The following is a 24,634-nucleotide window of genomic DNA, read 5'->3' as shown; positions in this document are numbered from 1 at the left end:
CGGTGACGGGTTTTTCACTGGAAATTTATACAGAGTTCTGGCAGGGATTATAACAATGCTGTCAGCGATGCCAACTGCGAAATCTCAATATGCGGCAGCAGACGGCTGTCGGCGGCCTGCATCAGGCAGCGTTGCCGATCGTTGATCCAACAGGCCTGCAGCCCCGCGCGCAGCGCGCCGGCGACGTCGGTGGTCAGATCGTCGCCCACGTGCAGGATCTGCTCGGGCGCCACGCCCAGCCGCTCGACGGCCAGGTGATACATGTCCTGATACGGTTTGGCGCGCCCATCCGGCCCGGAGCGCAATACAAACTGGAAGTAACCGTCCAGGCCACACTGCGCCGGATCGGCGTTGCCGTTAGTGATCGCCACCAGCGGGTAGCGCGCGGCCAGCGCCTTCAGCGTGGCGTGGGTCGCTTCCGGCACCTCGATGCGGCTGCGCCACAGCGCGAAGTTCTGCATCGCCGCATCGGCCCCGATCGCCGCGTCGGCATCGCGCAGCCCCTGCCGGCTCAGCGCCAGATGAATGGCGCGCCAGCGCCACTGGGTGACATCGTGGTAGATCTCCGGATCCTGCTCACGCAGTTCCTGGCGCAGGCGGTGGAAATCCGCCGACTGGAAGCTGTTCAGGCCGGGATGGTAGCTCTGCAGGAAGGCCACCGACTGTTGTTCGGTCTGTCTAATCACCGGGCGATTGTCATACAGCGTATCGTCCAGATCGAAAGTCAGCGCCGCCAGCGGGCGCAGCGGGCGATAAAAATGCATCAGGATTTCCCCCGTTTGGCACGCGGATGCGCGGCATCGTACACGTTCGCCAGATGTTGAAAGTCGAGGTGGGTATAAATTTGCGTGGTGGTCAGGTTGGCGTGGCCGAGCAGCTCCTGCACCGCGCGCAGATCGCCGCTGGACTCCAGCATGTGGGTAGCGAAGGAGTGACGCAGCTTGTGCGGGTGGATATGGCTGTTGACGCCCTGTTTCACGCCCCATTCGGCGAAGCGCTTTTGCACGTTGCGCGTCGAGATGCGCCGCCCCTGATTGGACAGGAACATCGCGTCATCTTCCGGCCCGAACAGATCGCGCATCGCCAGCCAGTGTTCCAGCCAGGTGACGGCGGTGCGTCCGATCGGCAATTTGCGCTCTTTGCTGCCTTTCCCCATCACCCACACCTCGCCGGCGGCCATATCGACATGGCGGCAATCCAGCCCCACCAGTTCGGAGAGGCGCAGACCGGCGCCGTACATCACCTCCAGCATGGCGCGATCGCGCACCGCCAACGGATCGTTGAGATCGATCTCCAGCAGCTGGTTCATTTCATCAACGTCGATGTTTTTCGGTAGATGGCGGCCGCTGCGCGGCGTGCGGATGCCTTTGGCGGGGTTGGCGTGCAATACGCCCTGGCTGACCAGCCAGTCGAGGAAACTGCGCAGCGAAGAGAGCCGCAGCGCCAGGCTGGCGGACTGCAGGCCGCCCCGTTTGCTGCGCGCCGCCAGCATGCGTACCCGGGCGGCGTCCAGCGCCGCCCAGTCGGTGACGCCGATCTCCTGCGCCAGGCGCATCAGCGCCGCCAGCTGGCGCGAATAGCTGAGCTGCGTCAGCGGGCTGAGTTGCCGTTCTACCTTGAGATAACGCAGAAAAGCGTCCACCGGCTGCTGCAGGCTGGGCGCAATCGGCGTCATGCGCGTTCGACCCAGCGTTCCAGCAGCTCCGGCAGCATGCGCGCCAGTTGATTGAGCATCACCGTGCCCATGCCCTGCTGATAGTGTTGCGTATCGCGGCTGCTGAAGATCACCATGCCCAGTTCACCGTCGTCGCCCAACATCGACAGCGCCACCGAGCCAATCTGGCCAATCTGTTTGGCCTGCGGCAACAGCAGCAGCAGTTCGGGGCCGTTCAGGCCGCCGAGGTAGTGTTGTTCGCTGCCCAGCCGCTGAATGCGGAACGGCTCGAACGCCGAGCGCGTCAGCGCCAGGTGGGTAAAATCGGAAGGCGCGCCGATATTCCAGCGCTCGGCGAACAGGCGCACCGTGGCGCCGGCCAAACCGAACCCGCGCGCCCAGCGCTGCAGCCGGTTGAGCATGTCCTGCAGGCTGTCGGCGGTAGCCAGATCGGCCTGCAGGTGCAGCAGCCTGGCGAACAGCCCTTCGTTGGCGCTGGCCTGCTCCATCAACAGCGTGATCTCTTCTTCCAGCCGTTCGATGTGATTGCGCTGGCGGGCCAGATGCCATTCCACCAACGAAACGGTGCCGCGCACCGGGTGTGGCACGCGCATCTGCTCAACCTGGCGCGCGTTGCGAATAAAGAAATCCGGGTTCTGCAGCAGGTACTGCATCACGGTGTCGTCATCCAGCGCCAGGCCGGCGACGCTCTGTTCTTCTACGCTTTTCATAGATGAATAAATCCGTCATAGACATGGGTTGCCGGGCCGGTCATAAACAGCGGGTTGCCCGGCCCTTTCCAGCGAATATGCAGGCTGCCGCCCGGCAGTTCTACATGCACCTCTTCTGACAGCAATTCCTGTTGGATCCCCACCGCCACCGCCGCACAGGCGCCGCTGCCGCAGGCCTGCGTTTCGCCGGCGCCGCGCTCGTAAACGCGCAGCTTGATGTGATCGCGGCTGACCACTTGCATAAAACCGATGTTGGCCCGTTCCGGGAAGCGCTCATGCCCTTCCAGCACCGGGCCGAGCAGCTCCACCTTGGCGGTTTTTACATCGTCCACTTGCAGAACACAATGCGGGTTGCCCATCGACACCACGCCGCACAGCACGGTATGTTCCGCCGCGCGCATGATGTAGGTCTTTTCAGCCTTGGCGGCGCGGAACGGCACCGCCTGCGGGTCGAAGTTCGGCTCACCCATGTTGACGCACACCCGATCGTCGTCGGTGACGCTGAGCACCATGCGCCCGGTTTGGGTGCTGACGCGGATGTCGCGTTTGTTGGTCAGCCCTTTCAACCGCACAAAGCGCGCGAAGCAGCGCGCGCCGTTGCCGCACTGCGCCACTTCGCTGCCGTCGGCGTTGAAAATTCGGTAGTGAAAATCCAGCTCGGGATCGTAAGGCGGTTCTACCACCAGCATCTGGTCAAAGCCGACGCCCAGGTGCCGATCGGCCAGCCGGCGGATCAGCTCAGGTGAAAAATAGACATTCTGTGTAACGGCATCGACCACCATAAAGTCGTTGCCCAGACCGTGCATTTTGGAGAACTGCATATCATACTCCGCTATCTGGACGCGCTATCCGTCTTGATTTTGCGGCGGCGCTCGCTACCGCAAACAGGGTGTTACTGGTCGACCATCGACGGTTTTTGCTGAGAGCCAGACTGCTCCTGCTGGTTCTTTTGCACCTGATCGCCCGTTTGCACCGGCGGCTTGGCCGGTTTCTGGCTGGCGGGATCGGCAGGCGGGAAGTAAAGCGGGCCTTTCAGACCACAGCCGACGAGGCCGGTAACCAGAACTGCCATCAGCGCATAGCGTAGTTGTTTTTTCATTTGCATTAATGCCTGTAATTCATGCGTCCAAGGTCTCTATAATCGCAGGTGGATCATGAAAAGCAATAGGAATTGAATATGAACGACAGCGAGTTTCACCAGTTGGCCGACCAGCTGATGCTGAATATTGAAGAGACACTGGACGATTTTGACGGCGATGCGGATATCGATTACGAAACCAATGGCGGCGTAATGACGCTGAGCTTCGAAAACGGCACCAAAATCGTCATCAACCGCCAGGAGCCGCTGCACCAGGTGTGGCTCGCCACCAAGGCCGGCGGTTACCACTTCAACTACCGCGACGGCGTTTGGCTATGCGATCGCAGCGGGCAGCCGTTTTATCAGCTGCTCAGCGAAGCGGCCAGCGCGCAGGCCGGCGAGGAACTGCGTTTTTCCTGAGGCTAAGCAGGGCTCGGCAACCGAGCCCTTGCGGCGTCAATGCAGCTGGAACTGCTGTTTCAGCGGCTGAGCGGCGCCATCGGCCACCGTCACACACAGGCTGGACAGCACATTGCTGCGGAACGGGATTACCTGCGTGCGCCCATCGAGCTGCACGATCTGATAGAACTGCGGCAGGTTGAAGTTGATGAAGCTGGAGCCGTAGGTGAAGCGATCGTGCGACGAGGAATAGAAGCGGCTGACGTCGCGCACCAGCTCCTCTTTACTGCCCTCGCAGTGGTGATACACCTCTACCCGATTCGACTCATCCAGAATATAGATGTTGAAGCCCTTGTCGTCTGAGGTGTCTTCGAAGAAGAACTGGATGATCCCCTCGCTGGCGAAGCCATCCACCACCGGCGGCAAATGCACCTGATCGGTTTCCACCTTGATAGACAGGCCGTGCAGCTTGTTGTTGGAGATGGCGCCGTAAAACTCCACCGCATTCTCCAGCTTTTGCACCGATACGCTCAGGCGCTCGAAGAACAGCCCCCAGGTCTGCCCGGCGACGCGTACCGCCTTGAAGCGGCCGGGCTCCAGGCGGGTGCTGGACAGGCGCAGCTCGATGCACTCCGACACCAGCTGCTGGATACGGGTGCGGATCAGGCCGCGCAGGTGCTGGCTGTAGCAGAACACTTCCACCGACTCCGGCGGCGCGGCGTCCTGGTGCATTTTGCCGAGAATGGTTTTCAGCGCTTCCAGCACCGACTGCTCGCCGCTGAAATGCAGGGTACGCACTTCGTTCCAGGAGTTGCGGTACAGCAGATCGATGCTCCCCACCAGGCACTGTTGCTGCTGGCCGAAGCTGAACACGTCCAGCTTGCGGAAATCGAAGTGCACCACCTGATTGCGGAAGGCGGCGGTCGGATCGTTTTCCAGGTTGACGATGATCGCCAGATGGCGAATTTCACACGGGCTGTACAGCGCTTTCGGCGTCGGCGCCGGCAGGCGCAGCGGGAAGTGATGGGAAACGTCGGCCACCAGTTCCTGCAGCTTGGCGGTGTCGCACAGGTTGCCGCTCTTGATGTGCAGGCGGGTCTGCGGCGTCAGCAGGCCGTTGAAATAGGCCCAGGCCACCAGCTTGTTCAGGTAGCGGTTATATTCCAGCGGTTGATGGCTGACGATCGAATCCATAGCCGGCGCCTGATTATACAGGTACCAGCCGGTGCGGTTGGCGCGGCCAACCGGCACGTGAATAAAGGTTAAATCGTTTTCCGACAGGTCCGGCGAAATCTGCGGGTTCACCAGCGTCACCTTGCCGGGCAGCGCTTCGAACGCCGCGTACAGTTTGCGGGTCAGCACGCCGATATCCTGCGGGCTGGCGCTGACGCTGAGGTTGTTGCGGCGGGCGAAACGGATCAGGTTGCGGTAGCTCTGCATCATCGCGTCGAGCAACTCGTTATGCGCTTCGCGCACTCGCTCGATTTTCCAGTTGGCGCGGTTGTCCAGCATCGCAAGACGCTCTTCGCTCCAGCCCCACTCGCTGACCAGTTGGCTGAGGATCTCGCGCCGCCAGCCGACGCAGGCCTTGGCCAGCGACAGCTTTTCACACACTTTCAGGTAGAAGCAGCGGCGGGCCAGATCGAGGCGGGTGGTGTCGTTGATGTCGGTCAGGTAGCGGGTCACGCGCTCAAGCATCATGCAGTAGGCGTCGAGCCCGAAGCTGACGATCTCACCCTGATGCAGCCGGTGTTTGATGTCGGTCGCCAGCAGCTGGGTATTGGGGTATTCCCAGGAATAGGCTTCCAGCAGCAGGGTCTTCAGCACCGCCTTGTAAGGCGAATCGATGCTCTTGTACAGCTGCCACAGGCTGGCGCCGAAGTACTCTTCCGCCGACAGCGAACTCAGGCCGCCGAGATCCAGCCACTCGTTCGGCGTGAGCGCCCCCTGCGCGTACAGCGACAGCACGTATTCATCGTAGTGCGCTTCTTCTTCGCCCGGCACCATGTTCCACAGGATGCGTTTGCCGGCCAGGCGCACCGCGGTGCGATAGAATTCGTCGAGCAACAGGATATGCTGCGTCGAGCCGCAGTCTTCGCCGCCCAGGCTGCCGCTTTCATTATGGCGGAAGCGGTTTTCGTCGATCAGGAAGAAGCTGACTTCCACCCCCATCGAGGCGGCCCACTTCTCAAGCAGGCTGCATTTTTGTTGCAGGCGGGTGCGTTCTTCGTTGTCCAGCCAGGACTGGTGGCAGACCCAGATGTCGAGATCCGAGCTGCAGCTTTGGCCGATAGACGAGGTGCTGCCCATCGAATAGACGCCAGTGATCGGCAGCTCGCCGCTGGCCGGTTTGTCAAACGGGCTACCCCATTTGTCTTCTAAATCGTTCAGGTAATCTTGTTGAGTTTCATCAGGCGTGTAGAGGCAAATGCCGTGGGGAACGTTACCGTTCAGGTAACCCGGCATCAGCGGGTGGTGGTGGTGCAGTAAGGTGGGCAGCAGACTGTATACCCGTTGAAACGCGGGCTTCATAGCCGCCAGGGCGCGATCGACGCGTAGCTGATTGATCGCATCCAGTCTCTGCTTCAATGTCTCGATGTAGAGGTACAAGACGTCTCGCCTGATTATCCCGGTGTTTAGAAAAAAACCCGTATTCCATAAGCGCCGTTAGTGTAAGAAGAATATTTGGCGACTTATTGCTGGAAACGTGATCAATTTAACACCTTGCTGATTGACCGTAAAGGAGGTAACGCTTCACAATTATTGTAGCGCTTCCCTAAACGATTTACCCGCAGTGTTAACTGCCCCAAAGCACATCACACGTCCCTTTGATTCCGTTGTCCTTTTTCCGCCTCCGGCTTCTTGCACTGACAGTATTGGCTCTCAGTGGTAGGATGGATGGCGAAATATAAAAACGGTAACAAGCATGTTAGACAAAATTATTCGAATTGCCACCCGACAAAGCCCGCTTGCACTCTGGCAAGCACATTATGTGCAGCAACGTCTGATGGCCAACCATCCCGGCCTGCAGGTCGAGTTGGTGCCGATGGTGACGCGCGGCGACGTTATTCTGGATACGCCGCTGGCGAAAGTCGGCGGTAAAGGCCTGTTTGTTAAAGAACTCGAGCTGGCGCTGCTGGAAGGCCGCGCCGACATCGCCGTGCACTCGATGAAAGACGTGCCGGTCGATTTCCCTGCCGGCCTCGGTTTGACCACCATTTGCGAACGCGAAGATCCGCGCGACGCTTTTGTTTCCAATCGTTTCGCCTCGCTCGATCAACTGCCGCAGGGCAGCGTGGTCGGCACCTCCAGCCTGCGCCGCCAGTGCCAGCTGCGTGAACGCCGCCCGGATCTGATCGTGCGCGACCTGCGCGGCAACGTCGGCACTCGCCTGGCCAAGCTGGACAACGGCGACTACGACGCGATTATTCTGGCGGTGGCCGGTCTGAAACGCCTGGGCCTGGAGCAACGCATCCGCAGCCCGCTGAGCGCCGAAGAGTGCCTGCCGGCGGTCGGCCAGGGCGCGGTCGGCATTGAATGCCGCCTCGACGACAGCGTCACCCGCGCGCTGCTGGCGCCGCTGAACCATGCAGCTACCGAAACCCGCGTGCGCGCCGAACGGGCGATGAACACCCGTCTGGAAGGCGGTTGCCAGGTGCCGATCGGTAGCTATGCCGAACTGGATGGCGACAGCCTGTGGCTGCGTGCCTTGGTTGGTGCGCCGGACGGCAGCCAGATGGTGCGCGGCGAACGCCGCGGGCCGGCCACCGAGGCCGAACGGATGGGCGTTGAGCTGGCGGAAGAGCTGCTGGCGCGCGGCGCGCGCGAGATCCTGCGCGAGGTTTACCAGGGAAATCCGCCGGCATGACGATCCTGGTAACCCGTCCATCGCCTTCGGGCGAGCGGTTAGTGAGCCGGCTGCGCGCACTCGGCCGGGTTGCCTATCATGCACCGCTGATCGACTTCGCCCCCGGCGGCGATCTGCCTAAGCTGCCGCAGGCGTTGCAGCAGCTTGGCGCAGGCGATCTGGTGTTCGTGCTGTCTCAGCATTCGGTGAACTACGCCGATTCTGTCATCGGCCGCGCCGGGCTGAGCTGGCCCGCGCACCTGGCCTATTACGCTATCGGCCGCACCACCGGGCTGGCGCTGCACCGCATCAGCAGTTTGCCGGTGGAATACCCGCGCGAACGCGAGATCAGCGAAACGCTGCTGCTGCTGCCGGCGCTGCAAAAACTGGCGGGCAAACGCGCGTTGATTTTGCGCGGCAACGGCGGCCGTGAGCTGCTGGGCACGACGCTGAGCGAGCGCGGCGCCGACGTCAGCTATTATGAATGCTATCAACGTAGCCCGGTGCACTACGACGGCAGCGAGCAAAGCGCCCACTGGCAGCGTGCCGGTGTGGATACGCTGGTGGTGACCAGCGGTGAAATGTTACAACAGCTCTATACTTTAGTTCCTGATTACTATCGTTCTTCATGGCTGCTGCGTTGCCGCCTGGTAGTAGTGAGCGAACGCCTGGCTACCCTCGCCCGGGACTTGGGCTGGCGTACGATTCGGGTAGCTGACAACGCCGATAATGACGCGCTGATCCGCGCGCTACAATAATCTGACTATGGGATGTGCCACTATGACGGAACAAAATACCCCATCCGCCCCGGTTGAAGAGCCAACCAACGCGGTTGAGAGCTCCCAGCAGCCAGCCGCTGCCAGCCGCAAAGGCAAGAATACCGGCCCGGTGCTCGGCGCGATCGCTATCGTGCTGGTCATCGCCCTCGGCGCGGGCGGCTATTACCACACGCACAAGCAAGCGCAACAGCTGATCGCCGCCAATCAGGCGCTGCAGCAGCAGCTTGAAAGCGTGAAACAGAGCCAGCAGCAGGAAAGAAATGCGCTGGAAGGCCTGTTGCAGCAGCAGGGTAAAACCCTGGACGCCGCCGATCGCGAGCAGGCGAACCTGGCGCGCCAACTGAGCGAACTGCAGGAAAAAGTAGCGACCATCTCCGGCAGCGACGCCAAAACCTGGCTGCTGGCGCAGGCCGATTTTCTGGTGAAAATGGCCGGCCGCAAGCTGTGGAGCGATCAGGACGTGACCAGCGCCGCCGCGCTGCTGAAAAGCGCCGACGCCAGCCTGGCGGACATGAACGATCCGAGCCTGCTCGAGGTACGCCGCGCCATTACCGAAGACATCAGCACACTTGCTACACTGACCCAGGTCGATTACGACGGCATCATCCTCAAGGTCAATCAGCTGTCCAATCAGGTGGATAACCTGCGTCTGGCGGACAACGACACCGACGAAGCGCCGATGGATCAAAACAGCAGCGAGCTCTCCGGTTCGATCGGCGAATGGCGGCAGAACCTGGCCAAGAGCTGGCGCAATTTCATGGCCGACTTCATTACCATCCGCCGCCGCGATACCAGCGCCGAGCCGCTGCTGGCGCCGAACCAGGACATCTACCTGCGCGAAAATATCCGTTCGCGCCTGCTGGTGGCCGCGCAGGCCATCCCGCGCCACCAGAACGAGACCTACAAGCAGTCTCTGGAAACTGTCTCTACCTGGGTGCGCGCTTATTTCGACACCACCGATCCAGCGACCAAAGCCTTCCTGGAAGAGCTGGACAGCCTGAGCCAGCAGTCGATCTCGATGGACGTGCCGGATCAGCTGAAAAGCCAGCCGCTGCTGGAAAAAGTGATGCAGACCCGGGTGCGCAACCTGATGACCCAGTCCCCTGCCGCTCACCAGGAGGGTTAAGCCATGTTACGCGTGTTATTTCTGTTCCTGGTGGTGATCGCCAGCGTGGTGCTCGGGCCGATGTTGGCCGGGCATCAGGGCTATGTGCTGATCCAGACCGACAATTACAATATTGAAACCAGCGTCACCGGCCTGGTGATTATGCTGGTGCTGCTGTTCGTGGTGCTGCTGGCGATCGAGTGGATCCTGCGCCGTCTCTTCCGCACCGGCGCCCGCACGCGCGGTTGGTTTATCGGCCGCAAGCGCACCCGCGCACGCCAGCAAACCAAAGCCGCGCTGATCAAGCTGGCGGAAGGCGACTACAAGCAGGTTGAGAAGCTAATGACGCGCAACGCCGACCACGCCGAACAGCCGGTGGTGAACTACCTGCTGGCCGCCGAGGCCGCACAGCAACGCGGCGACGACTTCCGCACCAATCAGTATCTGGAGCGCGCTGCCGAAGCGGCCGACACCGATCAACTGCCGGTGGACATCACCCGGGTTCGCATCCAGCTGGCGCAGGGCGAGAACCACGCCGCGCGCCACGGTGTCGATCGCCTGCTGAATCAGGCGCCACGTCATCCGGAAGTGTTGCGTCTGGCGGAACAAGCCTATCTGCGCACCGGCGCCTACGCGTCACTGCTGGAAGTGCTGCCGTCGATGCGTAAAATCGAACTGCACAGCGAAGAACAACTACTGGCGTTGCAGCAGCAGGCTTACATCGGTCTGATGAATCAGGCGATGGCGGACGAAGGCAGTGAAGGCCTGAAGCGCTGGTGGAAAGATCAGAGCCGCAAGACGCGTCACGAGGTGCCGCTGCAAATCGCGATGGTGGAACACCTGATCGAATGCAACGACCACGAACTGGCGCAGGAGATTGTGCTCGACAGCCTGAAGCGCCAATACGACGAGCGCCTGGTGCTGTTGCTGCCGCGGCTCAAATCCGGCAACCCCGAGCAGTTGGAAAGAGCGCTGCGTCAGCAGATGAAACAACACGGCGCGACGCCGCTGTTGAACAGCACGCTGGGGCAGCTGTTGATGAAGCACGGCGAGTGGCAGCAAGCGGCCGACGCCTTCCGTGAAGCGCTGAAACAGCGCCCGGATGCTTACGACTACGCCTGGTTAGCCGATACGCTGGAGAAACTGCATCGTTCGGATGAGGCGGCGCAGATGCGCCGTGAGGGGCTGATGTTGACGCTGAAACAGAACGGCGGCGAATAACGCCCTGCCCGAGTGAGTGAGAAAAGCGCGGCCCCGATGCCGCGCTTTTTTTTGCCCCGGGGTTTTCTGTGGCGCAAAAAAAACACTTGCCGTAGGGCAAGTGTATAAAGAAGCAATCAGGTCTAGGACAACAGGGGCGGTGCCTCACTCAACGTTCTGCCCTGAGCGTGATGACGGGTTAGTCATCGTTCTCGTGGGCGATAGGCACCCTAAATCGGCTCTGCGTCATTCCCAGGGTTTATGAGGCCTAAGGCGAACATAAGAGGTGGAATGAGCATCTACGCTATAGATATTGCATTTGGCGTGCCAACTTTTAAATTGAGGCTCCCTCATAGGAAAATAGAGTTCAATATATTGAAAATATTGATTTTTTATTTAACTCTCCCTTTCCCGTCAAAAACGACTCTCTGGCGTTCCTTGTTAATGGCCTTTATCAAGTTGTCGCCTCAAAACGACGACTTAAGCCAAAGCCAATTTTATCTTTTTAAATCAATAAATTATTTGTCTCAACCTGACGACAGCGCGGGATGCCGTTGTCGCTGAAAACCAACACGTTTGTCGGCAGAGGCAACATGCTCATCCTTAGATACGCAAAAAGCCCGCGCATTACTGCGCGGGCCTGCCTTCTCGTCTCGCTTCGCGAGGCTCGAACCTCCTGCGGAGGTACTCATCCTCATAAACGACAGACGAAAAAAACCTGCTTTAAAAAGCAGGTTTTTCGAAAGTGGTCGGCGAGAGAGGATTCGAACCTCCGACCCACTGGTCCCAAACCAGTTGCGCTACCAAGCTGCGCTACTCGCCGATTTGTGTTGCTCATACTACCCGATTTATCAGACCGTTGTCCATATAAATCTTATATTTATCAGATATTTTGCGTGGTGCGAAGAGAGGGACTTGAACCCTCACGTCCGTAAGAACACTAACACCTGAAGCTAGCGCGTCTACCAATTCCGCCACCTTCGCACTGTCACAAAATACTGCTAAATCTTCACTTCTTAGGAAGTGGGGTGGCTAATGGGACTCGAACCCACGACAACTGGAATCACAATCCAGGGCTCTACCAACTGAGCTATAGCCACCATTACTACTTCTTACTCACGATGTTACCACCGCAGCTCCTGCGCACAAACTTAATGGCGCGCCCGACAGGATTCGAACCTGAGACCTCTGCCTCCGGAGGGCAGCGCTCTATCCAGCTGAGCTACGGGCGCGTAGCGCCGTTGCGGGAGGGGATACTACGGATTTACGCCAATTCTGTCTAGTGCTTTTTCGCAGAAATGTTGCGTTTGATTACGCTTTGCTCACTCCCGCGCAGGAAAGCGCACTCCGTAGCCCCTTTTCACCGTTTATTGCCGCGTTTCTACCCGATTTTCAGCCGGATGATGTTTCTTGTGCATGCCGAAAGCGAAGTAACACAGGCTGACGCCCGCTAAGAAAATCGCCCCGACCAACAGGGAAATTCGCGTATCCGGGTTGATTCCCATGCCGACCAGCACGCAAACCAGAAAAGCGATAGTCAGATAGTTCACATACGGGAACATGATCGACTTAAAGCTGTGGGTTTTGATCGCTTCCTTATGGGCGCGGCGGAAATAGAGCTGGCTTATCAGCACCACGAACCACGGCACCATGCCCGGCAGCACGCTGGCGCTGTAGACATACACGAACACCTGCTCCGGATTAGGGATGATGTAGTTCAGCGCGGAACCCACCAACAGACAGGCGATGGTGACGGCGATGCAGTTCACCGGCACGCCGCTGGCGGAAAGCTTGGTCAGCGCCGCCGGCAGTTGGCGGTTCTTGGCCAGGGCGTACAGCATGCGGCCACCGCTGTACATGCCGCTGTTGCAGCCGGAGAGCGCGGCGGTCAACACCACGAAGTTGATGATGCCGGCGGCAGCGACGATGCCGATCTTGGCGAAGGTCAGCACGAACGGGCTGCCGGTAGTGCCGATGCCGTTCCACGGGAAGATGGTAACGATGACGAAGATCGCGCCGACATAGAAGATCAGGATGCGCCACAGGATATTGTTGATCGCGCGTTTCAGCGTCACCTGCGGATTCTTGGCTTCCCCGGCGGTGATGCCCACCAGCTCAACCCCCTGATAGGACGCCACCACGATGCACAGCGCAAACAGGAAGCCTTTCCAGCCACCGGCAAAGAAACCGCCGTGCGCCGTCAAATGGGCGAAACCGATAGGTTCACCGCCGTTGCCGAAACCGAAGAAGATCACCCCCAACCCCACCAGAATCATCACGATGATGGTGGTGACCTTGATCATGGCGAACCAGAACTCCAGCTCCCCATACAGGCGCACCGCCGCCAGGTTGGCCAGCGCTACCATCGCCACGGCAATCAGCGCCGGCACCCACTGCGGTATTTCCGGGAACCAGAACTGCACATACACCCCGATGGCGGTGATCTCAGAAATACCGACGGCAATCCACATAAACCAGTAGCCCCAGGCGGTCAGATAACCGAAATAGGGATTCATGTACTTATGCGCGTAAACGGCAAACGACCCGGCGACCGGCTCAAGGAACAGCATCTCCCCCATCGAACGCATAATGAAGAACACGAACAGCCCGGCGATGATGTAAGCCAGCAGTACCGACGGCCCCGCCCATTTCAGCGTACTGGCTGATCCCATAAACAGGCCGACACCGATGGTGCCCCCCAGAGCGATAAGCTCGATATGCCGGGCCTCAAGGCCCCGGTGTAGCCCTTGCGGTTTCTCTTTGTGTGCCATAAATCCTCAATAATTTTTCTCGGGTTGTGTTTGCCTGCCGGCTGCTGCCGGTCGTTATTGTCATTATTAAAAGAATAAATCATCCCCTGCCGATCGGGTTGGCATCAACGGGTAGTCGGAGCGAAGTTACCGTGAGAAGGACATCGTTCAGCGCTGTCGCATCAGGCTTCAGCGGCCAGGGATAATTTCCGGGCGGTATCGTTTCGCATTTCGCCGCTATAAGCAAACCGCAATTTAAAACTTTATGGAATAAATGCGACGGCGTTTAGGGCCGAGGGTTATAGATATGCGGGAGAAACGCGCAAAAGCAGATTATTGGTACAGCAGACCGGAGCGGAACAGCACTTTCCGCCCCGGATGAGGGGTTACATCTTGCCGCTGTAGTAGTAGCCGACAAACTTCAACAGCTTCAACTGCCGGCCGATGCGGCTGGGCTGGCTGAGCAGGCGGTAGAGCCATTCCAGACCGAGGTTCTGCCACACCTTGGGCGCACGCTTCACATGGCCGGTAAAGACATCGTAGGTGCCGCCCACGCCCATATACAGCGCCTGCGGATGCACTGTGCGGCAGTCGCGCATCAGGATCTCCTGCTTCGGCGATCCCATCGCCACCGTCACGATAGCGGCGCCGCTGGCGCGAATACGCTCGAACAGCGCCTCTCGCTGCTCCGGTTTAAAATAGCCGTCCTGGCTGCCCACCAGGTTAACATTCCACTGGTTGCGCAGCTTTTGCTCGGTTTCCGCCAAGACTTCGGGCTTGCCGCCGACCAGGAAGACCGGCGTACCTTCACGGCCGGCGCGTTGCATCAAGGCTTCCCACAGATCGGCGCCCGCAACGCGCGAAACGTCCGCCGCCGGGTATTTGCGACGAATCGAACGCACCATGCTGATGCCGTCGGCGTACTTGTACTCCGCCTCATCCAGCAACGCGTGCAGCGACTGGTCCTCTTCCGCCTTCAGGATCTTTTCCGCATTCATGGCCACCAGCGTGCCCTGTTTTACCCGGCCGCCGTCGAACAAAAAGTCCATGCAGTGCGCCATATCGCGAAAGCCCCACAGGCTGAAACCGCGCAGCTCATACTGCGGCACCGAAATCTTTGCTTCCATCGTTCTCATTACCCTTACAAAAGACCGTTGGCCCGAGGCGGAGACGTCGGCGCGCGAGTGCGCGTCACTCTGGCCTTGATCAACCCGGCGGTATCGAACAGCCAATACAGCAACTTCGCCAGCACCAGACAGGCGCCGAAAATAATGCAGAAGAACACCACGCGCGACACGAATGAATCCACCCCTTCGCGCGCCAACACGATGATGTTGAACACCGCGCCGAAGCAGAACCCCTGCAGAATGGCCGCCTTATAGCGGTTCGGCTCGGTTTTGCCCAACTCATACAACCAGTCGAACCACTTGATGATCATGCCCACCAGAATCGCGCCGAGCGGGATAAACAGCGCGCCGCCCATCACCACCAGCGAACCGATCAACGTCGGCGAAATCGCCAGCCCGGAGTGGTTGTTCAGCACTTCCCAGGTGAAATAGTTGGCCGAGTTCAGCACCACGTCCGGCCGGCCCGGCCATAGCCAGGTTGGGATAAAGACGTAGAAATCACGCAAGATCGGTGCCAGGCCCTGGAAATCGATCTTGTCGTAATTTTGCAGCAGCAGCGCCAGGTTTTCCCACGGCGAGAAGGTATCGCGGGTCAGGTAGAGGAAGGTATAGAACGCTTCCGCGCCGCTGACATCCAGGCTATAGCGCTTCAACGCCAGCCAGAACATGCCGACCACGCCGAATATGCCCGCCGCCGCCAGCATCCACAGCGTGATCCAGCCGCGTACGATGCCGATAAACAGGAACAGCGCGAAGGCGATGATGATGTTGGCGCGGGTGCCGCCGACGATCACGTAGGTCAGAATACCGAACGCCACCGTCGCCACCAGGAACAAGAACCAGGCACGCAGATCCTGCCGCAGGAAATAGACCACCAGCATCGCCGGAATGAAGAAGTAGAAGAACCGCTTGAGCGCCACGCCAGACACGTCGCTGGAGAAGATCTGGCTGTAGGAATTGAGCTTGAACAGCAGGAAGCCGTTCTGCATGAAGAAGATCCCAACGGTACCGATCGCCACCAATGCCAGCAGCACCCAAGTCATATGAGTCTCTACCCGGTTCATGGTAAACAGCGCCGCGCGCGGCTGGGTGCGGCGCTTGCGCAGCCGGGTCTTGTAAGTGACGTAATAGATGGCGTAAAACGCCGTCGCCGACAGCAGGGCGTACAACAGGAACTCCACCGGCACCACCTCGACGTCAAACTGAAACACCAGCAAGCAGGTCAAAGGAAAACCGAAATAGAACGTCAGCAAATACAGCAGCGAGAAGAAGACGTTGAAGTTAAAGCGCACACGCCGAAACTCCTGGTAGGTCAGCGTCAGGATAAACGTCAGGCTGACCAGGTAGACGACAAACAGGCCGCCGAATTGCGCCAACGTCATGAGCTTTCTCCCGCCGCCAACGCCAGAGCTTGCTGCCAGCCGTCGACATAGTTCGGATTGAAGAAGGCGATCGCCTGTTTATCCACCGCCGCCAGCTGACGCTGCGCTTCACGCACCACCGCCTCGTCCAGCGAATCGCCGTAGAACAGCACCGGCAGATGCTGTTCCGCCAAATCCTGCCAGAACGGGTTTTGCCGGCTGAGCACAAAAGGCACGCCGAACTGAATCAGCAGGCACAGGGTGCCAATCCCCTGCTGGCGATTGAAAATGAAATAGCCCAGATCGCAGGCGCGCAGAATATTGAGGTAGTCCTCGAACGCCACCTGCTGCGTGAGCAGCTGCAGGTTTTTCTCGCCGAACAGCGGCAACCCGGCGGCGCGTACCTGCTCGATGTAGGCATCGTTGTTGGCCGGATAACCCATCGGCAGGATCACGCGCACGTCGGCGCCGAACTGCTGATGAATCGCCCGCAGCGCTTCGATATGCCGATTGCTGCGATCGCCGGAGTTACCCACCAGAATCGTCATCGGCCCGGCCAGGTTTTTCTCGACGTGAACGTCGGTCAGCGCCGGATCCATGCGGGTCGGGAAGTACAGCAGCGAGGCTGGCACCCGCGCATGGCGCTGCTGGTAGTGAATCACGTCGCCGCGAGTGGCAAACACATTCCCTACTCGCCCCTGCGCAATGCGGCGCAGCAGATAGAACAGACGGAATTTCCAGCTGGTGGCGTCTTCATACAGATCGGCGCCCCAGATATGCCAACTGACCTGACGCGCCTTGATCTTGCCGCTCAACAGCGCCAGCCACAGCCCCGGATTGAACTGGCCGTGCAGGAAGAAGCGCGCATCGCGATCGGCCTGGGCACGGGCGATGACCGCTGCCGCCAGGCTTTTCTTGTCTGCGTAGGGCTCAATGTTCAGGGCGGGGAAATCTCCCAGTGCCGCCACATCCTTGGCCGCCACCATAAAATGCCGCGTTTGCTCAGCAGGCAGACGCGGCGCCAGCACGTCGTTGAAGAAGCGCAGCACCGTCTGGTTATGATGCGGGATATCGGATCCCAGAACGTGAATCAGTGTGGTCATACTCGTCTACGATAAATAAGAAACACGCAGCTACAGAGCGCGAAATACACGATGTAGGTTGCCATATAGGCCTGAGCCGCCCCCAGCGCGCCATGCAGCGGGATCAGCCAGTGCGAGAACAGCGTCAGCAGCAGAAACTGGCTGACTTCCGTCAGGATATAGAAGCGCAGCGACGCTTTGGCGATCACCAGATAGCCGAACACATAGGCCCCGACTTTCAGCACGTCGCCCACCAGCTGCCAGGCAAACAGATCGCGCATGGCAACAAACTTGTCCGAGAACAGCAGCCAAATAGCGAAATCGCGCAGCACCCAAACCGTAAAGCTCGCCACCGCTACCGCCGGCAGCACGAATTTCAGCGAGCGCACGATCTCCCGCGAGATAGCGCCCTTGTCCGTAAGCCGCGACAGCGTCGGCAGCAGATAGACGGTAAACGAAGCGGTGATGAACTGCAGATAGGCATCGGAAATGCTGCTGACGCCCTGCCAAATCCCCACCTCATCCCAGCCGTAATGGGCAGCCAACAGGTTACGCATCATCACGTAGGCCACCGGCAGCGTGACCGAGGTGATCAACGCCATGAGGGTGAATTTGCCGAGGTTGCCGGCCACGAGTTTGTCCCAACGCGGCGCCAGATAGCGCAGCGGCAGCGTTTTGCGCCGCCACAGCATCAGCCCGGCAGGCAACACCACCAACGCCGGCACCAGCGCCAGCCCCGCCAGCGCGCCTTCATAGCCCCCCAGCTTGAAGCACAGGTAATAAGCTACCACGCCAATCAGGCTGCCGCCGATCACCGCCAGCGCATTGCCCATCGCATCGCGATAGCCTTTCAGCACCGCCATGAACAGGTTGGCGTAGGCGATGCCCATCTGAATGAAGGCGACGGCGCGCACTACATCGACGTAATCGGCATGCCCGAACAACCCAATGCTGATCGGTTCAGCAGCGAACAGAAACACCAGCGCCAGCAAGGTCGAAAAAACCAGCACGATGCTCGACGCGGTGCCCACCGCCAGACGCAGACGCTGCGGATCCTGGTGGTACTCCGCCACGTATTTGGTGATGCCGTTAAAAATGCCCGCGCCGGACAGCACGCCCAGCACGGTAATCAACTGGCGGAAGTTACCCGCCTGCCCCACCCCGCTGGGGCCAAACGCCACCGCCAGCAGTTTCACTACCAACAGCCCCACGCCGATTTTGATCAGCGTGGAGCCGGCGGTCCATATCGATGCTTTTGCCAACGACATATCAGGCGAAGAAGCTCAGAATGGTATTGATTACCGTACGCTGATTGACATCAGACATATTGTAGAACAGCGGCAAACGCACCAGGCGCGCGCTTTCCTGTGTGGTGTAACGATCTTCACCGGCAAAGCGACCGAACTGTTCACCGGCCGGGCAATCATGCAGCGGGATATAGTGGAACACCGCCATGATTTCGGCTTCCTTCAGGTAGTCGATAAAGGCCGTGCGCTCTTCGATATCACGCAGCTTGATATAGAACATATGCGCGTTATGCACGCAGTCCGCCGGCACGATCGGCAACTCGATGCGCCCTGACTGCGCCAACGGCAGGAAGCTGTCGTAGTACTTCTGCCACAGTGCCAAACGGCGCTGGTTGATGCGTTCCGCCACTTCCAACTGGCCCCACAGGTAGGCGGCCTGCAGGTCAGACATCAGATAGCTGGAACCGATGTCGCGCCAGGTATATTTATCGACCTGGCCACGGAAGAACTGGCTGCGGTTGGTGCCTTTTTCGCGGATGACTTCCGCCCGATCGATCAAGGCCGGATCGTTCACCAGCGTCGCGCCGCCTTCGCCGCCGGCGGTGTAGTTTTTGGTTTCATGGAAGCTGAAGCAGCCGATATGGCCAATGGTGCCCAATGCCTTGCCTTTGTAGGTCGACATCACGCCCTGCGCGGCGTCTTCCACCACGAACAGGTTATATTTCTTCGCCAGCGCCATGATGGTATCCATCTCGCAGGCAACGCCAGCATAGTGCACTGGCACAATCGCGCGGGTTTTATCGGTGATCGCCGCTTCGATTTTGGTTTCGTCGATGTTCATGGTGTCCGGACGCAGGTCGACGAATACCACTTTAGCGCCGCGCAGCACAAAGGCGTTGGCGGTAGAAACGAAGGTAAAGCTCGGCATGATCACTTCGTCACCCGGCTGAATATCCAGCAAGATGGCGGCCATTTCCAACGACGCGGTGCAGGAAGGCGTCAACAACACTTTCGCGCTGCCGAAACGCTGTTCCATCCACTGCTGGCAGCGACGGGTGAAACCGCCGTCGCCGCACAATTTGCCGCTGCCCATGGCAGCCTGCATATATTCCAGTTCAGTGCCAACAACCGGTGGAGCGTTAAATGGAATCATGTCTACCTCTGTATAACCAATACGCGGTGCTTTCAATCACGGCACCCTGTCGTTGATAGAGTCGTAATGCGGCGATATTGCTTATCTGGGTCGCAACCCGCAGGCGCTGCATCCCCTGCTGCCGACATTCGGCGATCGCCGCGGCCATCAGCCTGGCGCCCACGCCCCGGCCGGATGCGCCAGGGAAAGCCGCCAGCAGGCCGATACGCATTTCCTGACCGCCAATGTCACGCAGGCTGACAAAGCCTTCGGGTTGCCCCTGGTTGTCCAGAGCCAACAGGCACTGATGATCGAACGTGCCTAAAACGGCCTTTTCAATCCACAAAGCATAAAACCGGCCGCTGTCATCAGGTTGATACCAAGGTGCGCGAAAGCGGCTGACGGTGAACGCCTGAGCCGCCGCGGCACGCAATGCCGGGATATCGGACTCGGTTGCCAGACGGGAAGTCTGGGCTCCGTCGCCGGGTTCCGCCGCTCGTTCACGCTCAAGAGCCAGGACCAGATCGACCTCACCCTCAACCAGACGAAATCCCAAGCCGGCGAGACTATCCGCCAATGCCAGTTGCTGCGCGGGAATTTTTGCCTGCACCAGGGCATAAGCCGCCAGATCGGCTTCGACAAGCACCGGAGCCGAGGAGGAGAAGCCGAGTTTCGCGCTGTCTAGTGCGAAAAACTCGCTTTCCCATGACAAAGGCTCAATAGTGGCGTGGACGCGCATGCAGCAGATCCAGCAAATACTTGCCGTAGCCCGTTTTGGACAATGAGGTGGCGGCGCGTTTCAGCCCCTTGTCATCCAGCCAGCCGTTACGCCAGGCGATCTCTTCCAGACAGGCGATTTTAAAGCCCTGGCGCTTTTCTACCGTCTGCACGAAGCTGCTGGCTTCCAGCAGGCTGTCGTGAGTCCCGGTGTCCAGCCAGGCGAAACCACGCCCCAACAGCTCGACGGTCAGTTCACCACGCTCCAGATACATCTGGTTGATGCTGGTGATTTCCAGCTCGCCGCGTTCGGAAGGCTTCACCTGCTTGGCAAACTCCACCACCTGGCTATCGTAGAAGTACAGGCCGGTCACCGCCCAATCGGATTTCGGTTTCTTCGGCTTTTCTTCGATCGACAGCGCGCGGAAATTTTCGTCAAACTCCACGACGCCAAAGCGTTCGGGATCCATCACCTGATAACCGAACACGGTGGCACCTTCGGTGCGAGCCGCGACGGTTTTTAATTTCGGGCTGAAAGATTGGCCGAAGAAGATGTTATCTCCCAACACCAGGCAGCAAGAATCGCCGTTGATAAACTCCTCGCCGATCAGAAACGCCTGCGCCAGACCTTCCGGCTTAGGCTGCGCAGCGTAGCTGAGATTGACGCCGAACTGTTCGCCGTTACCCAACAAACGCTCGAAGGACGGCAGATCTTCCGGAGTCGAGATGATCAAAATGTCGCGGATCCCCGCCAACATCAGTACCGACATCGGGTAATAGATCATCGGCTTGTCATAAATCGGCAGCAGTTGCTTGGACACGCCACGAGTAATCGGATGCAGACGCGTACCGGAACCGCCAGCCAGAATAATACCTTTCATACTTACTCCAAAACCCGCCGCGCCGGCGCAAAGCGACGCGGCGTTAAATTAATCTGACAGCCCCAAACGCTCACCGGCATAAGAACCGTCTTGCACCCGGCGCCACCAGGTTTCGTTAGCCAGATACCAGGCCACCGTCTTGCGAATGCCGCTTTCGAAGGTTTCCTGCGGCCGCCAGCCCAACTCACGATCGATTTTGCCGGCGTCGATGGCATAACGCATATCGTGGCCAGGGCGATCCTTCACGTAAGTGATCAGATCGCGGTAGTTCGCCACGCCCTGCGGCTTATTCGGCGCGAGTTCTTCCAGCAGATCGCAAATGGTCTGCACCACTTCGATATTCTTGCGCTCGTTATGGCCACCGATATTGTAAGTTTCGCCCACCACGCCTTCGGTCACAACCTGATAGAGCGCGCGCGCGTGATCCTCGACATACAGCCAGTCGCGCACCTGCGCGCCGTTGCCGTATACCGGCAGCGGTTTGCCGGCTACCGCATTCAGAATCACCAACGGAATCAACTTCTCCGGGAAGTGATAAGGGCCGTAGTTGTTCGAACAGTTGGTCACAAGGGTCGGCAGACCGTAGGTGCGCAACCAGGCACGCACCAAATGATCGCTCGACGCTTTGGAGGCGGAATACGGACTGCTCGGCGCATACGGTGTGGTTTCGGTAAACAGATCGTCGGTGCCGTGCAGGTCGCCATACACTTCGTCGGTGGAGATATGATGGAAACGGAAAGCCAGCTTCTTCTCCGCCGCCAACGGCTGCCAGTAATGGCGCGCCGCTTCCAGCATAGTGTAAGTGCCAACCACGTTGGTCTCGATAAAGGCCGCCGGGCCGTCGATAGAGCGATCGACGTGGCTTTCCGCCGCCAGGTGCATCACTACGTCCGGCTGATACTGGGCAAATACCCGATCCAGCTCGGCGCGATCGCAGATGTCGACCCGCTCGAAAGCATAGCGTTCGCTCTCGGCCACCACCGCCAGCGACTCGAGGTTACCGGCATAGGTCAGCTTATCCACCACCACCACACTATCGCCGGTGGCCTCGATGATGTGCCGCACAACTGCGGAGCCAATGAAACCGGCACCACCGGTAACTAAAATACGTTTCAACGCCATACTCCTTTGGTATCAACAACCCATGTTTGTTTTACATCTTCCGGCCGGATGGCCTTGAACTGTTGGTGATCGACCAACATCACGATCACATCGGCCTGCTGCAACGCCTCAGCGATTGGCGTCAACGTCACATGACCCGTCAGCGACTTCGGCAACTGTTCGACGTTCGGTTCCACCGCCAGCGTTTCGCCGACGTGCCATTCAGCGATCAAATGGGCAACTTCCACCGCCGGGCTTTCACGCAGATCGTCGATATTCGGCTTGAAGGCCAGGCCGAAGCAGGCAATTTTCACCTCGGACGCGCGCTTGTCGGTGGCGGCCAGGCAATCGGCCACCGCCGCTTTCACCCGGTCGACCACCCACAACGGTTTACCGTCGTTCACCAGGCGAGCGGTGTGGATCAGGCGCGCCTGCTGCGGGTTCTGCGCCACGATAAACCACGGATCGACGGCGATACAGTGACCGCCGACGCCCGGCCCCGGCTGCAGAATATTCACCCGTGGATGGCGATTCGCCAGGCGGATCAGTTCCCAGACGTTGATCCCCTGTTCGGCGCAAATCAACGACAATTCGTTGGCAAAGGCGATATTCACGTCGCGGAAGCTGTTTTCCGTCAGCTTGCACATCTCGGCAGTGCGCGAGTTGGTGATCACGCATTCGCCCTCGAGGAAAATCTTGTACAGCGCGCTGGCACGTTCCGAGCACTTCGGCGTCATGCCACCGATCACCCGGTCGTTTTGAATCAGTTCCACCATCACCTGCCCCGGCAGTACGCGCTCTGGGCAGTAGGCGATATTCACGTCCGCCGCTTCGCCCGCTTGTTGCGGGAAGCTAAGATCGCTGCGCGCCTGCGCCAGCCATTCCGCCATCTGTTCGGTGGCACCTACCGGCGAGGTGGACTCCAGGATCACCAGATCGCCTTTTTTCAGCACCGGCGCCAGCGATTTCGCCGCCGTTTCGACATAGGCCAGATCCGGCTCGTGATCGCCCTTGAACGGCGTAGGCACCGCGATCAGGAACGCATCGGCCGCCAGCGGTTTGGTCACCGCTTGCAGGAAACCGCCGTCGACGGCGTCCTTGACCACTTTGTCCAGATCCGGCTCGACGATGTGGATCGCACCGCGGTTAATGGTATCTACCGCATGTTGGTTAACATCTACACCCACCACTTTTTTCTTGCGGGAAGCGAACGCCGCCGCCGTTGGCAAGCCGATATAACCCAGGCCGATAACCGAAATAGTGTCAAAACTCATAGTGTCACCTGATGATTCTTTAAAGCTTCGAGGATACGCTGACAGGCATGTCCGTCACCGTATGGGTTATGCGCCCGACTCATCGCGTGATATTCGCTTTCGTCCGTCAACAGCCGGGTCACCGCTTCAACAATTTTGGCTACATCGGTGCCGACCAGGCGTACCGTGCCCGCATCTATCGCTTCCGGGCGTTCGGTGGTGTCGCGCATCACCAGCACCGGTTTGCCTAACGATGGCGCCTCTTCCTGAATACCGCCGGAATCGGTCAGGATCATATAGGCCTGAGTCATCAAATAGACAAACGGCAGATAATCCTGCGGCTCGATCAGCATGACGTTGTCGATACCTTTCAAGATGCGATTCACCGGCTCACTGACGTTCGGATTGAGATGCACCGGATACACTACCTGCACTTCCGGATGGTTGCGGGCAATCTCCGCCAGCGCGCTGCAAATTCGCTCAAAGCCGCCGCCAAAGCTTTCGCGGCGATGGCCGGTGACCAGAATCAGTTTCTTGTCGGCATCGAGGAACGGGTAACGCTGCGCCAGGTCAGCTCGCAGCGCGGCATCGCTCATCACACGGTCACGCACCCAGAACAGCGCATCGATCACCGTATTGCCGGTCACGAAAATACGGTTGTCCGGCAGCAGCTCGCGCAACAGATTTTGTCGCGAGTTTTCGGTTGGCGCGAAATGGTACATCGCCAGATGGCCGGTCAGTTTGCGGTTGGCCTCTTCCGGCCACGGAGAATACAGATTGCCGGTGCGCAGCCCGGCCTCGACATGCCCAACGGGAATGCGTTGATAGAACGCCGCCAGGCTGGTCGCCAGCGTGGTAGTGGTATCGCCGTGCACCAGCACCACGTCCGGTTTGAAGTCTTCCAACACCCCTTTCAGCCCTTCCAGGATGCGACAGGTGATTTCCGTTAACCCCTGGCCGGGTTTCATGATGTTCAGGTCGTAATCCGGCGTGATCTCAAACAACCGCAATACCTGATCCAACATCTCACGATGCTGTGCCGTTACGCAGACTCTTGCGTCAAAGGCCTCATCCTGGGCCAGTGCATGTACCAGCGGCGCCATTTTAATGGCTTCAGGTCTGGTGCCGAAAACAGTCAACACTTTCACAGCGAATCTCTTTTGGTCGGTTAATCGCAGGCCCCGCCTGCG

Annotated in this window: 22 protein-coding genes and 4 tRNA genes; 5 read left to right on the top strand and 21 right to left on the bottom strand. The window is 59.2% G+C overall.

Translation table 11 applies throughout. From position 1 onward, the window contains the following. Positions 1-47 precede the first annotated feature (47 nt). From yigB to lptM, 5 genes are all read right to left on the bottom strand, one after another. Entirely contained in the window at positions 48-764 is a 717-nt protein-coding gene (gene yigB / locus QDT79_RS05175) for a 5-amino-6-(5-phospho-D-ribitylamino)uracil phosphatase YigB (RefSeq protein WP_038874105.1), read from the bottom strand. After that, on the bottom strand, positions 764-1,675 hold the full coding sequence (xerC, locus tag QDT79_RS05170) for a tyrosine recombinase XerC (protein WP_308316257.1): 912 nt from the start codon (positions 1,673-1,675) through the stop codon (positions 764-766). Before xerC ends, yigB begins: the two co-directional genes overlap by 1 nt. After that, the gene (locus QDT79_RS05165) at positions 1,672-2,385 is read right to left on the bottom strand and encodes a DUF484 domain-containing protein (protein WP_049203609.1); all 714 of its coding nucleotides are present in this window, start codon (positions 2,383-2,385) and stop codon (positions 1,672-1,674) included. Before QDT79_RS05165 ends, xerC begins: the two co-directional genes overlap by 4 nt. Continuing rightward, on the bottom strand, positions 2,382-3,206 hold the full coding sequence (gene dapF, locus QDT79_RS05160) for a diaminopimelate epimerase (RefSeq protein ID WP_063989077.1): 825 nt from the start codon (positions 3,204-3,206) through the stop codon (positions 2,382-2,384). Before dapF ends, QDT79_RS05165 begins: the two co-directional genes overlap by 4 nt. A 71-nt stretch (positions 3,207-3,277) precedes the next feature. Further along, entirely contained in the window at positions 3,278-3,484 is a 207-nt protein-coding gene (gene lptM, locus QDT79_RS05155; RefSeq protein ID WP_301336322.1) for an LPS translocon maturation chaperone LptM, read from the bottom strand. Positions 3,485-3,562: 78 nt separating this feature from the next. Between lptM and cyaY the strand changes: the two genes are divergently transcribed. After that, positions 3,563-3,883, top strand: a complete 321-nt coding sequence (gene cyaY / locus QDT79_RS05150; RefSeq protein ID WP_015376263.1) for an iron donor protein CyaY — start codon at positions 3,563-3,565, stop codon at positions 3,881-3,883. A 36-nt stretch (positions 3,884-3,919) separates the two neighbouring features. Here the strand turns inward: cyaY and QDT79_RS05145 are convergent, their stop codons facing one another. Further along, positions 3,920-6,472 (bottom strand): class I adenylate cyclase, encoded by a 2,553-nt coding sequence (locus QDT79_RS05145; protein ID WP_019452546.1) that lies wholly within the window; start codon positions 6,470-6,472, stop codon positions 3,920-3,922. 316 nt (positions 6,473-6,788) lie between these two features. On the opposite strand from QDT79_RS05145, the gene hemC reads away from it, so the two are divergent. From hemC to hemY, 4 genes are read left to right on the top strand one after another with little or no spacing between them, the layout of a single operon-like run. Further along, positions 6,789-7,730: a hydroxymethylbilane synthase gene (hemC, locus tag QDT79_RS05140; protein WP_308316256.1), complete on the top strand. Its 942-nt coding sequence runs from the start codon at positions 6,789-6,791 to the stop codon at positions 7,728-7,730. After that, positions 7,727-8,467 carry a uroporphyrinogen-III synthase gene (gene hemD / locus QDT79_RS05135; protein WP_063989080.1) on the top strand — a complete coding sequence of 247 codons (741 nt, stop codon included), beginning with the start codon at positions 7,727-7,729 and terminating at the stop codon, positions 8,465-8,467. Before hemC ends, hemD begins: the two co-directional genes overlap by 4 nt. Positions 8,468-8,489: 22 nt before the next feature. Continuing rightward, positions 8,490-9,614, top strand: coding sequence for a uroporphyrinogen-III C-methyltransferase (hemX, locus tag QDT79_RS05130; RefSeq protein ID WP_197817057.1), 1,125 nt, complete (start codon positions 8,490-8,492; stop codon positions 9,612-9,614). A gap of 3 nt (positions 9,615-9,617) precedes the next feature. Then, positions 9,618-10,814, top strand: coding sequence for a protoheme IX biogenesis protein HemY (hemY, locus tag QDT79_RS05125; protein WP_063989082.1), 1,197 nt, complete (start codon positions 9,618-9,620; stop codon positions 10,812-10,814). Between the two features lie 725 nt (positions 10,815-11,539). Here the strand turns inward: hemY and QDT79_RS05120 are convergent. The 15 genes from QDT79_RS05120 to wecB all read right to left on the bottom strand — a co-directional run bounded on the left by QDT79_RS05120 (position 11,540) and on the right by wecB (position 24,592). Further along, positions 11,540-11,616, bottom strand: a tRNA-Pro gene (locus QDT79_RS05120). Positions 11,617-11,690: 74 nt separating this feature from the next. Next, positions 11,691-11,777 (bottom strand) — tRNA-Leu (locus QDT79_RS05115). A gap of 40 nt (positions 11,778-11,817) precedes the next feature. Next, positions 11,818-11,893: transfer RNA gene (locus QDT79_RS05110), tRNA-His, on the bottom strand. Between the two features lie 55 nt (positions 11,894-11,948). Then, positions 11,949-12,025: transfer RNA gene (locus QDT79_RS05105), tRNA-Arg, on the bottom strand. Between the two features lie 135 nt (positions 12,026-12,160). Then, positions 12,161-13,564 (bottom strand): bifunctional threonine/serine APC transporter ThrP, encoded by a 1,404-nt coding sequence (gene thrP, locus QDT79_RS05100; protein ID WP_308316255.1) that lies wholly within the window; start codon positions 13,562-13,564, stop codon positions 12,161-12,163. A 365-nt stretch (positions 13,565-13,929) separates the two neighbouring features. After that, positions 13,930-14,670 carry a lipopolysaccharide N-acetylmannosaminouronosyltransferase gene (gene wecG / locus QDT79_RS05095; RefSeq protein ID WP_130017535.1) on the bottom strand — a complete coding sequence of 247 codons (741 nt, stop codon included), beginning with the start codon at positions 14,668-14,670 and terminating at the stop codon, positions 13,930-13,932. Positions 14,671-14,684: 14 nt separating this feature from the next. Next, positions 14,685-16,052, bottom strand: coding sequence for an ECA oligosaccharide polymerase (wzyE, locus tag QDT79_RS05090; protein ID WP_308316254.1), 1,368 nt, complete (start codon positions 16,050-16,052; stop codon positions 14,685-14,687). Further along, a complete protein-coding gene (locus QDT79_RS05085) occupies positions 16,049-17,134 on the bottom strand; it encodes a TDP-N-acetylfucosamine:lipid II N-acetylfucosaminyltransferase (RefSeq protein WP_197817056.1) in 1,086 nt (361 codons plus the stop codon). Before QDT79_RS05085 ends, wzyE begins: the two co-directional genes overlap by 4 nt. Continuing rightward, positions 17,131-18,381 (bottom strand): lipid III flippase WzxE, encoded by a 1,251-nt coding sequence (wzxE, locus tag QDT79_RS05080; protein ID WP_107227497.1) that lies wholly within the window; start codon positions 18,379-18,381, stop codon positions 17,131-17,133. The genes QDT79_RS05085 and wzxE overlap by 4 nt, the downstream gene beginning before the upstream one ends. Position 18,382: 1 nt before the next feature. After that, on the bottom strand, positions 18,383-19,513 hold the full coding sequence (gene rffA, locus QDT79_RS05075) for a dTDP-4-amino-4,6-dideoxygalactose transaminase (RefSeq protein ID WP_063989087.1): 1,131 nt from the start codon (positions 19,511-19,513) through the stop codon (positions 18,383-18,385). Then, positions 19,500-20,231, bottom strand: a complete 732-nt coding sequence (gene rffC / locus QDT79_RS05070; RefSeq protein ID WP_063989088.1) for a dTDP-4-amino-4,6-dideoxy-D-galactose acyltransferase — start codon at positions 20,229-20,231, stop codon at positions 19,500-19,502. Before rffC ends, rffA begins: the two co-directional genes overlap by 14 nt. Further along, entirely contained in the window at positions 20,209-21,090 is an 882-nt protein-coding gene (gene rfbA / locus QDT79_RS05065; protein WP_063989089.1) for a glucose-1-phosphate thymidylyltransferase RfbA, read from the bottom strand. Before rfbA ends, rffC begins: the two co-directional genes overlap by 23 nt. A 48-nt stretch (positions 21,091-21,138) precedes the next feature. Next, complete coding sequence (rffG, locus tag QDT79_RS05060) at positions 21,139-22,212, bottom strand: dTDP-glucose 4,6-dehydratase (protein WP_172837467.1); 1,074 nt, start codon at positions 22,210-22,212, stop codon at positions 21,139-21,141. Continuing rightward, the gene (wecC, locus tag QDT79_RS05055; RefSeq protein ID WP_130017539.1) at positions 22,203-23,465 is read right to left on the bottom strand and encodes a UDP-N-acetyl-D-mannosamine dehydrogenase; all 1,263 of its coding nucleotides are present in this window, start codon (positions 23,463-23,465) and stop codon (positions 22,203-22,205) included. The genes rffG and wecC overlap by 10 nt, the downstream gene beginning before the upstream one ends. Then, positions 23,462-24,592, bottom strand: a complete 1,131-nt coding sequence (gene wecB, locus QDT79_RS05050) for a non-hydrolyzing UDP-N-acetylglucosamine 2-epimerase (RefSeq protein WP_063989091.1) — start codon at positions 24,590-24,592, stop codon at positions 23,462-23,464. The genes wecC and wecB overlap by 4 nt, the downstream gene beginning before the upstream one ends. Positions 24,593-24,634 lie beyond the last annotated feature (42 nt).

The sequence above is a fragment of the Serratia marcescens genome (genome assembly GCF_029846115.1).
Lineage (GTDB): Bacteria > Pseudomonadota > Gammaproteobacteria > Enterobacterales > Enterobacteriaceae > Serratia > Serratia marcescens_L.
This window is presented reverse-complemented; position numbering and strand designations above follow the sequence as displayed.

Bases quoted from the DNA above. Each gene is read 5' to 3' on its own strand.
- yigB (WP_038874105.1), bottom strand. From the start codon at position 764: ATGCATTTTTATCGCCCGCTGCGCCCGCTGGCGGCGCTGACTTTCGAT.
- xerC (WP_308316257.1), bottom strand. From the start codon at position 1,675: ATGACGCCGATTGCGCCCAGCCTGCAGCAGCCGGTGGACGCTTTTCTG.
- QDT79_RS05165 (WP_049203609.1), bottom strand. From the start codon at position 2,385: ATGAAAAGCGTAGAAGAACAGAGCGTCGCCGGCCTGGCGCTGGATGAC.
- dapF (WP_063989077.1), bottom strand. From the start codon at position 3,206: ATGCAGTTCTCCAAAATGCACGGTCTGGGCAACGACTTTATGGTGGTC.
- lptM (WP_301336322.1), bottom strand. From the start codon at position 3,484: ATGAAAAAACAACTACGCTATGCGCTGATGGCAGTTCTGGTTACCGGC.
- cyaY (WP_015376263.1), top strand. From the start codon at position 3,563: ATGAACGACAGCGAGTTTCACCAGTTGGCCGACCAGCTGATGCTGAAT.
- hemC (WP_308316256.1), top strand. From the start codon at position 6,789: ATGTTAGACAAAATTATTCGAATTGCCACCCGACAAAGCCCGCTTGCA.
- hemD (WP_063989080.1), top strand. From the start codon at position 7,727: ATGACGATCCTGGTAACCCGTCCATCGCCTTCGGGCGAGCGGTTAGTG.
- hemX (WP_197817057.1), top strand. From the start codon at position 8,490: ATGACGGAACAAAATACCCCATCCGCCCCGGTTGAAGAGCCAACCAAC.
- hemY (WP_063989082.1), top strand. From the start codon at position 9,618: ATGTTACGCGTGTTATTTCTGTTCCTGGTGGTGATCGCCAGCGTGGTG.
- thrP (WP_308316255.1), bottom strand. From the start codon at position 13,564: ATGGCACACAAAGAGAAACCGCAAGGGCTACACCGGGGCCTTGAGGCC.
- wecG (WP_130017535.1), bottom strand. From the start codon at position 14,670: ATGGAAGCAAAGATTTCGGTGCCGCAGTATGAGCTGCGCGGTTTCAGC.
- wzyE (WP_308316254.1), bottom strand. From the start codon at position 16,052: ATGACGTTGGCGCAATTCGGCGGCCTGTTTGTCGTCTACCTGGTCAGC.
- QDT79_RS05085 (WP_197817056.1), bottom strand. From the start codon at position 17,134: ATGACCACACTGATTCACGTTCTGGGATCCGATATCCCGCATCATAAC.
- wzxE (WP_107227497.1), bottom strand. From the start codon at position 18,381: ATGTCGTTGGCAAAAGCATCGATATGGACCGCCGGCTCCACGCTGATC.
- rffA (WP_063989087.1), bottom strand. From the start codon at position 19,513: ATGATTCCATTTAACGCTCCACCGGTTGTTGGCACTGAACTGGAATAT.
- rffC (WP_063989088.1), bottom strand. From the start codon at position 20,231: ATGCGCGTCCACGCCACTATTGAGCCTTTGTCATGGGAAAGCGAGTTT.
- rfbA (WP_063989089.1), bottom strand. From the start codon at position 21,090: ATGAAAGGTATTATTCTGGCTGGCGGTTCCGGTACGCGTCTGCATCCG.
- rffG (WP_172837467.1), bottom strand. From the start codon at position 22,212: ATGGCGTTGAAACGTATTTTAGTTACCGGTGGTGCCGGTTTCATTGGC.
- wecC (WP_130017539.1), bottom strand. From the start codon at position 23,465: ATGAGTTTTGACACTATTTCGGTTATCGGCCTGGGTTATATCGGCTTG.